This window comes from Phocaeicola faecalis, assembly GCF_021730445.1.
Lineage (GTDB): Bacteria > Bacteroidota > Bacteroidia > Bacteroidales > Bacteroidaceae > Phocaeicola > Phocaeicola faecalis.
This window is the reverse complement of the sequence record NZ_JADNRM010000004.1, coordinates 1-12,354: the sequence shown is the minus strand read 5'-3', so window position 1 is coordinate 12,354 and position 12,354 is coordinate 1. Positions and strand designations below refer to the sequence as shown.

General features: G+C 45.2%; 14 protein-coding genes. 4 read left to right on the top strand and 10 right to left on the bottom strand.

Annotation, left to right across the window (positions count from 1 at the left end):
- Window positions 1-38: 38 nt before the first annotated feature.
- Complete coding sequence (locus IR173_RS06435; protein ID WP_237038849.1) at window positions 39-1,712, top strand: long-chain fatty acid--CoA ligase; 1,674 nt, start codon at window positions 39-41, stop codon at window positions 1,710-1,712.
- Between the two features lie 164 nt (window positions 1,713-1,876).
- A complete protein-coding gene (locus IR173_RS06430; RefSeq protein ID WP_237038848.1) occupies window positions 1,877-2,074 on the top strand; it encodes a PG1828 family lipoprotein in 198 nt (65 codons plus the stop codon).
- Window positions 2,075-2,159: 85 nt separating this feature from the next.
- Here the strand turns inward: IR173_RS06430 and IR173_RS06425 are convergent, their stop codons facing one another.
- From IR173_RS06425 to rpsF, 4 genes are all read right to left on the bottom strand, one after another.
- Window positions 2,160-2,864 carry a hypothetical protein gene (locus tag IR173_RS06425; RefSeq protein WP_237038847.1) on the bottom strand — a complete coding sequence of 235 codons (705 nt, stop codon included), beginning with the start codon at window positions 2,862-2,864 and terminating at the stop codon, window positions 2,160-2,162.
- A 160-nt stretch (window positions 2,865-3,024) separates the two neighbouring features.
- Window positions 3,025-3,468 (bottom strand): 50S ribosomal protein L9, encoded by a 444-nt coding sequence (gene rplI, locus IR173_RS06420; protein WP_237038846.1) that lies wholly within the window; start codon window positions 3,466-3,468, stop codon window positions 3,025-3,027.
- A gap of 15 nt (window positions 3,469-3,483) precedes the next feature.
- Window positions 3,484-3,753: a 30S ribosomal protein S18 gene (gene rpsR / locus IR173_RS06415; RefSeq protein WP_005841178.1), complete on the bottom strand. Its 270-nt coding sequence runs from the start codon at window positions 3,751-3,753 to the stop codon at window positions 3,484-3,486.
- Between the two features lie 2 nt (window positions 3,754-3,755).
- Window positions 3,756-4,100, bottom strand: a complete 345-nt coding sequence (gene rpsF / locus IR173_RS06410) for a 30S ribosomal protein S6 (RefSeq protein WP_237038845.1) — start codon at window positions 4,098-4,100, stop codon at window positions 3,756-3,758.
- Window positions 4,101-4,312: 212 nt separating this feature from the next.
- Between rpsF and IR173_RS06405 the strand changes: the two genes are divergently transcribed.
- Both IR173_RS06405 and IR173_RS06400 read left to right on the top strand, forming a co-directional pair.
- Window positions 4,313-4,759, top strand: coding sequence for a MarR family winged helix-turn-helix transcriptional regulator (locus IR173_RS06405; RefSeq protein WP_237038844.1), 447 nt, complete (start codon window positions 4,313-4,315; stop codon window positions 4,757-4,759).
- A gap of 105 nt (window positions 4,760-4,864) precedes the next feature.
- Window positions 4,865-5,047, top strand: coding sequence for a hypothetical protein (locus tag IR173_RS06400; protein WP_237038843.1), 183 nt, complete (start codon window positions 4,865-4,867; stop codon window positions 5,045-5,047).
- Between the two features lie 263 nt (window positions 5,048-5,310).
- Here the strand turns inward: IR173_RS06400 and IR173_RS06395 are convergent, their stop codons facing one another.
- The 6 genes from IR173_RS06395 to IR173_RS06370 all read right to left on the bottom strand — a co-directional run.
- Entirely contained in the window at window positions 5,311-6,510 is a 1,200-nt protein-coding gene (locus IR173_RS06395) for a carboxypeptidase-like regulatory domain-containing protein (RefSeq protein ID WP_237038842.1), read from the bottom strand.
- A gap of 41 nt (window positions 6,511-6,551) precedes the next feature.
- Window positions 6,552-7,337 carry a YjbH domain-containing protein gene (locus IR173_RS06390; protein ID WP_237038841.1) on the bottom strand — a complete coding sequence of 262 codons (786 nt, stop codon included), beginning with the start codon at window positions 7,335-7,337 and terminating at the stop codon, window positions 6,552-6,554.
- Entirely contained in the window at window positions 7,334-8,128 is a 795-nt protein-coding gene (locus tag IR173_RS06385; protein WP_394800648.1) for a YjbH domain-containing protein, read from the bottom strand. The genes IR173_RS06390 and IR173_RS06385 overlap by 4 nt, the downstream gene beginning before the upstream one ends.
- A gap of 97 nt (window positions 8,129-8,225) precedes the next feature.
- Window positions 8,226-10,154, bottom strand: a complete 1,929-nt coding sequence (locus IR173_RS06380) for a polysaccharide biosynthesis protein (RefSeq protein ID WP_237038839.1) — start codon at window positions 10,152-10,154, stop codon at window positions 8,226-8,228.
- Window positions 10,154-11,413 (bottom strand): DegT/DnrJ/EryC1/StrS family aminotransferase, encoded by a 1,260-nt coding sequence (locus tag IR173_RS06375; RefSeq protein ID WP_237038838.1) that lies wholly within the window; start codon window positions 11,411-11,413, stop codon window positions 10,154-10,156. The genes IR173_RS06380 and IR173_RS06375 overlap by 1 nt, the downstream gene beginning before the upstream one ends.
- Window positions 11,414-11,715: 302 nt before the next feature.
- The coding region (locus IR173_RS06370; RefSeq protein WP_237038837.1) for an Rpn family recombination-promoting nuclease/putative transposase at window positions 11,716-12,354 on the bottom strand (639 nt) is incomplete at its 5' end.

Here is a 12,354-nt window from a genome sequence, read left to right as displayed (position 1 = left end):
TTATGCTTATTTTTGCACATTACATCAAAAAATGTGCAATGATAAAAGAGAACTTTATCAAGCTATACGAGAATAGCTTTAAGGAAAACTGGGATTTACCATGTTACACAGATTATGGCGAGGACAACACCTTTACGTATGGACAAGTGGCGGAAGAAATAGCCAAATTACACTTGCTATTTCAACATTGCAGCCTCCGGCGCGGTGACAAAATCTCAATCATAGGCAAGAATACTTCTCGCTGGTGCATAGCATATATGGCAACCATCACCTATGGAGCCATCGTTGTGCCCATTCTTCAAGATTTCAAGCCGAATGACGTTCATCATATTGTCAATCATTCCGAATCCACTTTCCTGTTTGTCAGTGATAATATATGGGAAAACCTGGAAGAAGAAGCATTGGGCAACCTGCGTGCAGTCTTTTCATTGACCGACTACCGTTGTCTGCACCAACGTGACGGAGAAACGATTCAGAAATTCATGCGCAATATGGGTACGGCTATGAGAAAAGCCTATCCCAAAGGATTCCAGAAGGAAAACATCATCTATACCGAACTGTCCAATGACAAAGTGATGTTGCTTAACTATACATCGGGCACCACCGGCTTCAGCAAAGGAGTGATGCTGACAGGCAACAACCTGGCAGGCAATGTCACCTTCGGCATCCGGACAGAGCTGTTGAAAAAAGGAGAAAAAGTACTTTCTTTCTTACCATTGGCCCATGCTTATGGTTGCGCCTTCGATTTTCTGACCGCCACAGCCGTAGGAACCCACGTCACGCTGTTAGGCAAAACCCCCTCTCCGAAAATCCTGATGAAAGCATTCGAAGAAGTGAAGCCCAACCTGATTATTACAGTCCCCCTGGTGATAGAAAAGATATACAAGAATGTCATCCAGCCGCTTATCAACAAGCGCAGCATGAAATGGGCGCTGAATATTCCTTTGCTGGACAATCAGATATATGCACAAATCCGCAAAAAGCTGATTGATGCGTTAGGCGGCCGGTTCAAGGAAGTTATCATTGGCGGTGCAGCCATGAATCCTGAAGTAACAGACTTCTTCTACAAAATAAAATTCCCCTTTACCATCGGATATGGCATGACAGAATGCGGGCCGCTCATCAGCTATGCCCCATGGAGTGCTTTCATCCCCGGTTCTGCAGGAAAAATCCTCGACATCATGGAAGCGCGCATCGAGTCGGATGACCCCTACAATACGACAGGCGAAATTCAGGTACGCGGAGAAAACGTGATGAAAGGATATTATAAAAACGAAGAAGCAACCCGCGAAGTATTTACCGAAGACGGCTGGTTGAAGACCGGTGACTTGGGAACCATTGACGCAAACGGCTTCATATATATCCGCGGCCGCAGCAAAACGATGCTGTTAAGTTCCAACGGACAGAATATCTTTCCCGAGGAAATTGAAGCGAAATTAAATAACATGCCCTTCGTTTTGGAAAGTCTGATTATAGAGCGCAATAAGAAACTTGTGGCTTTGGTTTATCCGGATTACGACAGCCTTGATTCTCTGGGACTGAACACCCCTGACAATCTAAAAACAGTAATGGACGAGAATCTGAAAAATCTGAATAAACTGGTAGGTAACTACGAACAGGTCAGTACCATCCAGCTTTATCCTACCGAATTTGAAAAGACTCCCAAAAAGAGTATAAAACGCTTTCTCTACAACAGCATTGCAGAGGAATAGAATCATGTTTTAAAACATACTATAAATCAGTAATTTAGGTTGTATAACATAAAAACATAGAAAAAAAGTTGGTCTCAGGAGTACAACGTATTGAAAAAGTGTATACCTTTGCAACGTTTTAATAAAGCAACTATTTAGTATTACAGATTTAAAAAGCAAAGAAAATGAAAAAATTAGTATTTTTGTTCGTAGCATTTGCAGCTGTTTCTTTCGCATCTTGCGGAAACAAGGCTGCTAACAATGAAGCTGAAAACGCAGACTCTACTGCAGTTGAAACAGTTGAAACTGCTGTTGTTGAAGTAGTTGACACTGTAGCTGCTGCTGATAGCGTAGCTGCTGACTCTGCAGTTGTAGCTGAATAATATTCAGAACGAACATTAGAGAGAATTGAAAGTCTGCCATGCGAAAGCATAACAGACTTTTTTTATGTCCACTACCTGCATCTGTCTACCTATACGTTTGATCTATCAATGCAATCATTTCTTTTATAGCTTTCTGGGGAGCAGTAAAAGGATTTTCGTCAAAGGTATTTGGCATAGACAGAATTAGTTGCTTTATTTCAGTTTCTTGCAATCTCAATTTCCATTCCTCATAAATGTTTTTATAGTTCTTTTGGGGATTGTAAACTGTTGGATGAGACATAAACCGGGTAACATACTCTTGCTTATGCTTATAATAATCTGCATTAGTCCCATGTATTTTTCTACAACCTTTATAGGCCTGCAAAAGCTTTAAGATAAAGCCTTTGTCGGATATTTGCTGCATGAGTGCCGAGTTTTTCAGGACTTCCAGTGCATCTTCCGAATACTCAATGTCCCGTGAAATAAAAGGTGCATTGATATTGTCTTCCAAGATAGAGGCCTCGATGGTTTGAAGCGAATCCTGCTTTTGTATCAACAGCCGAAAGAAGTTGATTTCATCCAAATAGGCATCCTCCGCCCAATTGATACTTTTCAGATTCTCACTTAGCTCTATTTTTATCATCTGCATGCTTTCCTTTATCTGCTTCTCTTGCGAGGCAGTGTTTATAAAGTCAGTACCGGCAAAAGTGATAACAATACCTAGCACTACGGCAATAAAATTGCGAAAGAAGTCACCACATTTATACTCTGTACTTATGTACTTCATCTTGTCTGTCAGGTTTGTTTTCATAGTTTACTTATATAAAAATACGTGCTAAAGGTAGCGAAATTTATGCATCCAGCAAGCTAAACTCTTCAAAATCTCCTCCCAAGGACAAATTAGTTTAAACAGAAGAAGCCCGGCTCTTTCGAACCGGGCTTCTTCAACATATACTTAAAGTATTTACAGATTATTCAGCAACTACTTCGAACGGAATTTCTACAGAAACTTCCTTGTGAAGTTTAACGATAGCTTTGTAAGAACCAACTTCTTTCACAGCCTCTTTCACAACGATAATCTTTCTGTCGACCTTGTGGCCTAATTTTTCCAATTCTTCAGCAATCTGGATGTTGCTAACCGAACCAAAGATAGTACCAGTAGCACTAACTTTAGTAGCAATAGTCAAAGTTACATCCTTCAACTGTTCTGCCATAGCTTCAGCATCCTTCTTAATCTTTTCCAATTTGTGAGCGCGTTGTTTCAACTCTTCTGCCAACATTTTCTTAGCAGCAGGTGAAGCAATCACAGCTTTACCGGTCGGAATAAGATAGTTACGGCCGTAACCTGACTTTACAGTTACAATATCATTCTTGTAGCCTAAGTTTACTACGTCTTCTTTCAAAATTATTTCCATACTTATTCCTCCTTATTATTTCATCATGTCAGTTACAAATGGAAGTAACGCCAAGTGACGTGCTCTCTTAACAGCCTGCGCAATACGACGTTGGAACTTCAAAGAAGTACCGGTAATACGGCGAGGAAGGATTTTACCCTGTTCGTTCAAGAATTTCTTCAAGAATTCAGGATCTTTGTAATCGATATACTTAATACCACTTTTTTTGAAACGGCAGTATTTTTTCTTTTTAACGTCTACTGAGGGCGGAGTTAAATATCTGATTTCTGATTGTTGCTGTGCCATGATTAATCCTCCTTTTTAGTTGATTTAACATTTCTTCTCTTAGCAGCGTATTCAGCAGCGTATTTATCCATTCTGAAAGTCAGGAAACGGATAACACGTTCGTCACGACGGTAGTTTACTTCTAACTTTTCAATTACCTGCGGTTCTGCTTTGAACTCAATCAGCTGATAGAAACCAGTTGATTTTTTCTGGATGGGGTAAGCCAATTTTTTCAAGCCCCAGTTTTCTTCATTGATAATCTCTGCACCTTCTGCAGTCAGAATACCTTTGAATTTCTCTACCGCTTCCTTCATCTGAACATCAGATAAAACGGGAGTCAAAATGAAAACGGTTTCGTATTGATTCATACTACGTTTATTAAATTATTAAATTAAAATTTTAAATTGCGAGTGCAAAGGTAGACATTTTATCTTAATCCACAAAGAGTTGCAAGTATTTTCTTCAAAAAATATAGTTTCGTTTTACAATCAACCTTGCCTTTTAGTATTTTTTCGTCCTTAAATTCTGCGTTATTTCCATAAGAATCGTATCTTTGCAAAGTTGTTTAAACAATAATTATATGATAGAACAATTTAGTTTTGACATCCAACTGATATTCGCTATTCTGAACGGAAAAGTGTCGGCAGCCATCAATAGGAAACTGAGCCGCAACTTCCGTCAAAACGGAGTAGACATTACTCCCGAACAATGGACTGTGCTTCTGTTTTTGTGGGAACGGGACGGAGTAACCCAGCAAGAACTGTGTAATGCCACTTTCAAAGACAAGCCCAGCATGACTCGTCTTATCGACAATATGGAACGTCAGCATCTGGTGGTCCGTATATCGGACAAGAAAGACCGCCGCACAAACCTGATTCATTTAACCAAGACAGGACGTGAACTGGAGGAAAAAGCACGGTTCATTGCCAATAAAACATTGAAAGAAGCTTTGCAGGGACTAACGTTGGAAGAACTGAAAGTGAGCCAAGATGTACTAAGGAAGATATTTACGAACACCAAAGATTAAAGAATTTCTTCATTTTCATCTTTTTTTCCTAAAATAATTTCCTTCATAAGAGAATTATGCTTTAATTTGTGCACAAGAAAAATAATCTATTAATAAAATACACACATGAAAAGCTTACTTAAGAATTTAGGTCTGATACTTATGATCATTGGTGCCGCTATTTTGGTTGGTATCTTCTGTGCAGGAAGTTCTGCTATTAATGATAATGCAGTTTTAGGTGGTTCAGCTGCCCTTATCGTTATTGGACTAATTGTTTATATCGTCTTGAACAAACGCATAGTCGATTAAAGTATACAAGAAAAAAAAATTGAATGAGGTTGTGTCACAATGCTGGCACAACCTTTTTTTATTTTAAACTTTTCAAGCGCCCGCAATTATATGAACACCGACAACGGTTGGTATAAAAAAATATTAGGAAGACAATCGCTATTGCCTCCCTAATATAGCCCTTGCGCTTTTCACAAAGAACAAGGGTGAATTATTCTAACATATAATTGACCGGCTATATTTGTTTTCCGACCGGCCGCGGAAATGGCATATATAGTATAAGTCTAGTTACCACCACCTGTGTGCTGACGATTGGACGTAACAACCGCAACCGTCACATTACCGTAACGTGTTCCGGAAGCCGACTTGCCGAATGCACTCGCCGATACGCTCCATTTTGTCTGCACGCCACTAATCTCCAGCATCGTACCGATAGGCAATGTAACATTGATGGGATAAGAGCCGTTGACAGTAGCCACCGTTGCTCCAAAACGTTGCGCCAGCTTCTCTACCAAGAGAGCAGTCAGTTTACTTGTACCTTTGGTAGTGATTTCAGTACCTGCCTTATAAGTATAGGCAGCCTCACCCACAGACATATCCTTTGAACCATACAGGTTATCCCATTTGCCTTGTGTAAACGAAACCGCTTCCGTGCTCTTCTGCTCAGAGAATTCCACACCGAGGAACAGACCATAAGAGGCGAACTCGGTTGCGGCAACAATCACACGGCCGTCTTCGATACGGCTGTCTGCCTTCACCCATTCACCGTTCTTGTACTGTTTAGCCTCCACCTTGCTTGCCAATTCGGAATCCAGTTCAAAGCCCAGGTCTATCGCTTTTTTCAAGGAAACGTCCTCCAGGTTACAAGAAAGACTGGCCCCCACCAGCATCGTCTCATCCGTAGCGCGTGCAGCACGTGCCACTACATCTTCCTCCTTATAAAGCGGAGAGATAACGACCTTCACTTCCTCCTCGGTATCCGCTTCCACAGCACCGGCAGCAATTTCAGCCTTCACTTCCACCTTCGCCTCGTCATTGCCTTTCAAGTGCTCCGTTTCCACTTTTCCTTCACTTGCCTCCTCAGCAGATACAGTCACTTCCTTCTTCACGTCAGAGATAAGTACCGCATTCCACACCAGATTCTGGCTCTTTTTCTCGTCGGCAACAGTCAGTGTGCCTTCTTGCGACAACTTGCCTTCAGCTTCCGCTTTCACCTGGTAAGTACCTGCCTTGACATCCTTAAACAGATAAATACCATCGGCACCGGTCGTAACGGAATTATCCGCACCCAATGAAACCTTGGCACCCGAAATTCCCTCACCGTCCATACCGGTAATGACACCTGTCAGCGTATTGGCAACCACCTCAACTACAGGAGGAGTCACATTTTCATAATCAGGATCGTCATCACTACAACCGGCTGCACCCATGGTCAAACCGGCAATCAGGAGCATATAAGCTCCTTTTTTTACTAAATTGTACATAATAGATTAATTAAATTAAAAAATGATATTGATTTTCTTCTTTACAACAGATTGATGCAGAAGCACACCCCGCCCGAAAAGTACTTGCCGTCCTGCAGCGAAGACTGTATCAGCAAGTGCCGCCACAACTTCCAGTCAAAGCCCACGTTCACCTCATCGCCCGTATATTCCGCTATCAGTCGGAAATTCCTCTGAAACGAAGGGCTGAACGTGATGCCGCCCACCGGTCCGTTCCATTTCGAGTTCAGGCTCCATCTCCAGTGGCGGTAAGCCATGTGCACTCCCACCACATTCCCTTTCAGCCAGAAATGCTTGGACAGGGCTATGTAATAATTGGAAAAATAACTGTTCACCACACGTGACACCTTCTCCTCATGCTGTGTCTTCAGCCAGTTTACACGGAGGTCGAGGTCATTGACCCCTATCGCCACACTCGGCCACCACCTGCCCGGCTTTTCACGGAGCGGCTGTAACTTGAGCGAAAAATAACGGTCCTTGCGGTGTAGCCCCGGATGCTCCTTATCTTCTACACCGTCAATAATCCTCGTCGATTTCAAAAGCGTACAGGTATACGCGATTTCCATCCACCGGAACGGCGTGACACTCAGGTAATAATCCATCGTATGATATTTATCCTCTCCATACGTCAGCACGTTCGGGGTAAACTCCCGGTTCAGGAAATGCCCCCCTACGCGGGCCTCCCCCTCTTCACTCATGTCCGCTGAAGGAACATGTATCAAACCGCTCATGCCCGTATACTGCTGTGCCATGGCCGTCACCGAAAACAGCAATGCCATAAAGCACCCCATTATATATCTCATCTTCATTCAGTGCCTCCTTTCTGCCTAACAGTAAAATCAGGCGTCATGCCATTCGCACCCCAGTCCCACCGACTGCGGTCAAACCATCCTTCGCGTTCATTCTCTTCAGGATCAGTCGTGTACATTTTACCCGCATAAGCATCCGCCTCCTGATTATACGTCAGGCGGAAATTAGATGCCGGACGGAAACGCACCCTTCTATTGCTCCGTTTATAGGGAGGAATCATCATCACCACCTTAAAACCAAAATTCTCTTTTCCCTCATCGGTGTATTGGGCAAATACCCCCACCGTGCAATGTCGGAAATGCCTCATCGCCTCCCCCTGCACACCGCAGTCCTCGTACAGAAAACGACCGCCTCGCACCCGGAGTTCCGTATTCACCCCCTTCAGATAGGCGCGCACCCCAGCAAGAGCCGTCAAACGCTCCATCGGGCTGCACTCCCATCCCGCCGCCATGGAGCAAAACCCCGTCCATCCCGCCTGCGCGTCCAAGGCAAGCCAGTCCGTAGCCGCATACATCCACTTCACGTCCCATCCGTAGCGTTCCATCGCAAACAGCCCTCCGCTCACTTTCAGAAAATGCCTTCGATGCCAGTCCCATTCCTTGCTAAGCACAGCCATGTTCAGGCGGACTTTCTTATAACGGTCGCCATAATCATTATAAACAGGCACGATGGCCTGTCCCGCCAACTGCCAGCGGTTTCCCATATACCACTTCACTCCGGGAGTCAGGTTCACCAGCACCTCATATATCTTATTGTGAAAAATATCACGATAATGCAATTCGGCTCCCATAAACACATCCACCCGCGTGTTCTCCGCCGATTGCGCCCTTCCGGTGCAAACAAGCACCACCCACAAGCACACCGACAAAAGCCATCGGTGCCCGCCCTCATTTATCCAATACTTCATACACCGAATGTTTACTTTTGAATTCGGGAACCATTTCCTTCATCTTCCTTACAATCTGCATATCATCCTCCGTCACGCTGAAGCCGACCAAAGCATCCACCTGCCGGCACACCCCGGCATAATCATACTCACGCACCTGCGCAATCTTGATTTTAGGATGGAAAGTAGGCTTGGTCGTCTCTTCCTCATTCAGCACCTCCTCGTACAACTTCTCACCGTCGCGCAGCCCCGTGAACTTGATTTCCACATCCTTCGCCCCGCTAAGCTGAATCATGCGCCGGGCCAAATCCACAATCTTCACCGGCTTACCCATGTCGAACACGAAAATCTCGCCGCCGTTGCCCATTGTACCCGCCTCAAGCACCAGCTTGCAGGCTTCGGGAATCAACATAAAGAAACGGATAATATCGGGATGCGTCACCGTTATCGGGCCGCCCTGCCTAATCTGTTCCTTGAACAGCGGAATGACCGAACCGTTCGACCCCAGCACATTGCCGAAGCGGGTCGTCACAAACTGGGTGATACCCTCCACCTTGCCATCCTTCACAGCCTTGTCCAGACTCTGCACATAAATTTCGCAGATACGCTTGGAGCAGCCCATCACGTTGGTAGGATTCACCGCCTTGTCCGTAGACACCATCACAAACTTCTTCGCCTGATACTTCACGGCCAAATCCGCAATGATACGCGTGCCCTCCACATTATTGCGCACACTCTCCCCCGGATTATTCTCCATCATGGGCACATGCTTATACGCCGCCGCATGAAACACATAATCCGGACGATACCTGTCGAAAATCTCCTCCATACGTTCCTTCATGCAGATATCACTCACAATGGTCTCCGCACTGATGTCGGGCCACCGGCGCGCCATCATCAGACGTATATCATGCAGGGGCGTCTCCGCCTGGTCTATCAGGACAAGCTTCTGTGGGCCGAACCTGGCAATCTGCCTTACCATCTCGCTGCCGATGCTGCCGGCAGCCCCCGTTATCAAAATACTTCTGCCTGCAAGCAGTTCCTCCACCGCTTTCAGGTCTATTTCTATCTTATCGCGGGGCAGTAAATCTTCAATATCCACCTCCTTAAGCTGGCGGTGGTCGATGTCACTCTTGCCGTCCCACTCCTGCGCAGCAGGAATCATATAAATCCGTATACCCGCCTTTATCAGCCTATCCACCATTTCAGGATTATTCCGAACATCCTCATTCTTCAGCGGAGAGACCAACAAGATATGCGCCCTGCAGTCCTCCATCCTTTCCACCAGACGCTCATCATTTGGGAAAACCCTTTTTCCCATCAGGAAACGTCCCTGCATATCCGACAAATCCGAAACGAAACCGCTCACCACATATTGAGAGGCCGTCTGATTGCGGATACTCTTGGCCAGTCCCACTCCACCGGTTTTCACCCCATAGATAAACACACGTCTCCCGCGTTTCCTGTTAAAAGTAGAGTCATACAGATACTTCACAAACACCCTCACACTCCACATCAGCAAGACGGCAAGCAGTGCGGCAAGCCCGATATCCCTCATGCGGACAGCCATCAGCCAGCAGTCTTCATTCAGCAGATACCTGACACCTATAATCAGCAACAGGCCCGTAAGCATGGCAAACCCCATCCGCTGCAAATCGATGAACGAAGAATAACGAATCACCCCCGAATACGTGTGAAACATCCGGAAACTCACCATATAGAACAACAGATAAAAGCAGAAAGCCCCCGCCAGTTGTCCGAAGTTCTGCAGTAAAGAAAGCATTCCGTTATTCAGGGCATAAACCAAGAAATCCGCGCCCAGCACTATCAGGCAATCCAAAACGAATATGCACCAATAGGGCAACGCATCTTTCGAAAAATACCAGTTTGATAATTTCCAAATCATATCCAAATACCGATAATAGTCCATTATTTTCTTATACAATCCCTCATTGTCTGCACGATGTAGGCCACATCCTCATCACTTACCCAAGGACCTGCGGGAAGACACAATCCGGTCTTAAAGATTTCCTCTTCCACCCCATTGGTATAATGGGGCGCATCCGCATAGACCGGTTGCCTGTGCATCGGCTTCCACACAGGGCGGACCTCTATCTTCCTGGCGAGCATGAAGACACGCATTGCCTCCACATTCTCATTGGGCTGGCAATCCGTGGTAGCACTGTCTACTGCCTTAATCACACCGGCAGCACCGCCCACCGCTGTCTTAATAACTTCTTTATACGCATTCTCCTGACCGGCAACCTTTACATCAGGGTCAACGGTAACCGTGCACAGCCAGAAGTTGGCATCATAACGCGAATCCTCAGGCTGCCTGTGAATGTGGATACCCTCCACATCCTTCAACAGTTCTTCATACAAAGCCTGTACATGCTTATGGTGGGCAATATGTGCATTCGCCACCGTCATCTGTCCGCGGCCGATACCGGCACAGACATTGCTCATGCGATAGTTGTAGCCGATTGCTGTATGCTGATAATAAGGATAAGCATCGCGCGCCTGGGTAGCATACCACATAACCGTATTTTTATCTTCGGCATCCCGGCAAATCAAAGCACCGCCGCCCGAAGTGGTAATCATCTTGTTGCCGTTGAAAGACAACACGCCAAACCTGCCGAAAGTGCCCAGCACCCTGCCGTCGAACCTGGAACCGAACCCTTCTGCCGCATCCTCCACTACCGGAATGTCATAGCGGTTGGCAATCTCCATAATCCGCTCACAGTCGTATGGCATACCGTAGAGCGCCACCGGAACAATCGCCTTGGGTTTCCTGCCAGTCTTCTCCATACGGTCTTTAATCGCTTCCTCCAGCAGCACCGGGTCCATGTTCCATGTATCCCTTTCAGAACCGACAAACACAGGCTTTGCACCCAGATAAGTAACCGGATGCGATGAAGCACAGAAAGTAAAGCTTTGTACCAGCACCTCATCACCTGCCCCTACGCCACAGCCTATCAATGCAAGATGTACCGCAGCCGTACCCGCTGAAAGTGCGACAACTTCATTCTTTCCCCCGACAAAGTTCTTGAGGTCTTCCTCAAAAGCATTTACATTGGGGCCCAAAGGCACTACCCAGTTGGTATCGAATGCTTCCTTTACATATTTCTGCTCTATTCCGTCTTCACTCATGTGAGCAAGACAGAGATAAATTGTTTTTCTTTCTTCCATAGAGCTATCAACTTATTTTAGTTTGTATCATACGCATAGCATGTTTGTTGCCACCGTCCCAGACAGTAGCAAAAACTATTTAAATATATATTTATGAGGTATGGAGCCTGACAGTGTAACGCAGCTTTTACTCGCTACACCGAATAAGGCCATAAAAATAGCAGGCCGAAAGAAGTACGATTCGACCCAAATGAAAAAAATATGTAATTATTTATTCTATCCTATTATAAAAGAAGTAAGATGTTCATAACTGCTGAGTTTACAAAGCAGGTGACATCCGTCTAGCACACGGAGACCGTCGTTTATTCAAGTTTCATCTTCATGTCATTGATAGTCTTTATGGACAATCCGGTGGCTTTCGATATTATTTCAGGAGAAACACCTAAACTAAGTAAATTTTCGGCGTCTTCCAATTTGCCTTTCTGCAATCCTTCTTCACGGCCTTTCTGCAATCCTTCCTGCAATCCTTCCTCATGCCCTTTCCATTTTGCCGTATCAATCACATTGGTCAAGTCGCGATAAGCCTTCAAACTCTCTTCATATTCCATCCGCTTCTGAGGAGTAAACCTCGCTATCTCGGCAGCCTCAAAAAGACGGGTAAACACACGTTCCTGCAAGGCGGCAGGGCGTTCCAGCAAACGAGACAGATTGTGCAAAACAAACATCCACTTGTCAAACGGTGTAACCAGTTCGTCCTCACTCTTATGGAATTTGGGCATTTCCAAGTAGACAAAGGTCAGCTTGTCATAAAACACTTCCTTGCGATGGATATCCATCAGTTTCACTTCATGGTGGAAATAATTCTCATCATCACGGTCTTCATCAAACACAAAGTTCAGAATACCGACGGTGTATACAGCCTTCAATTCATAGTTCCAGTCGCCGCGTTTGGCCTGCTCACGAATAGGAAAAGAAGCATAAAACACGCTGCGGTCCTTGAA

Bases quoted from the DNA above. Each gene is read 5' to 3' on its own strand.
- IR173_RS06435 (WP_237038849.1), top strand. From the start codon at position 39: ATGATAAAAGAGAACTTTATCAAGCTATACGAGAATAGCTTTAAGGAA.
- IR173_RS06430 (WP_237038848.1), top strand. From the start codon at position 1,877: ATGAAAAAATTAGTATTTTTGTTCGTAGCATTTGCAGCTGTTTCTTTC.
- IR173_RS06425 (WP_237038847.1), bottom strand. From the start codon at position 2,864: ATGAAAACAAACCTGACAGACAAGATGAAGTACATAAGTACAGAGTAT.
- rplI (WP_237038846.1), bottom strand. From the start codon at position 3,468: ATGGAAATAATTTTGAAAGAAGACGTAGTAAACTTAGGCTACAAGAAT.
- rpsR (WP_005841178.1), bottom strand. From the start codon at position 3,753: ATGGCACAGCAACAATCAGAAATCAGATATTTAACTCCGCCCTCAGTA.
- rpsF (WP_237038845.1), bottom strand. From the start codon at position 4,100: ATGAATCAATACGAAACCGTTTTCATTTTGACTCCCGTTTTATCTGAT.
- IR173_RS06405 (WP_237038844.1), top strand. From the start codon at position 4,313: ATGATAGAACAATTTAGTTTTGACATCCAACTGATATTCGCTATTCTG.
- IR173_RS06400 (WP_237038843.1), top strand. From the start codon at position 4,865: ATGAAAAGCTTACTTAAGAATTTAGGTCTGATACTTATGATCATTGGT.
- IR173_RS06395 (WP_237038842.1), bottom strand. From the start codon at position 6,510: ATGTACAATTTAGTAAAAAAAGGAGCTTATATGCTCCTGATTGCCGGT.
- IR173_RS06390 (WP_237038841.1), bottom strand. From the start codon at position 7,337: ATGAAGATGAGATATATAATGGGGTGCTTTATGGCATTGCTGTTTTCG.
- IR173_RS06385 (WP_394800648.1), bottom strand. From the start codon at position 8,128: ATGGGAGCCGAATTGCATTATCGTGATATTTTTCACAATAAGATATAT.
- IR173_RS06380 (WP_237038839.1), bottom strand. From the start codon at position 10,154: ATGGACTATTATCGGTATTTGGATATGATTTGGAAATTATCAAACTGG.
- IR173_RS06375 (WP_237038838.1), bottom strand. From the start codon at position 11,413: ATGGAAGAAAGAAAAACAATTTATCTCTGTCTTGCTCACATGAGTGAA.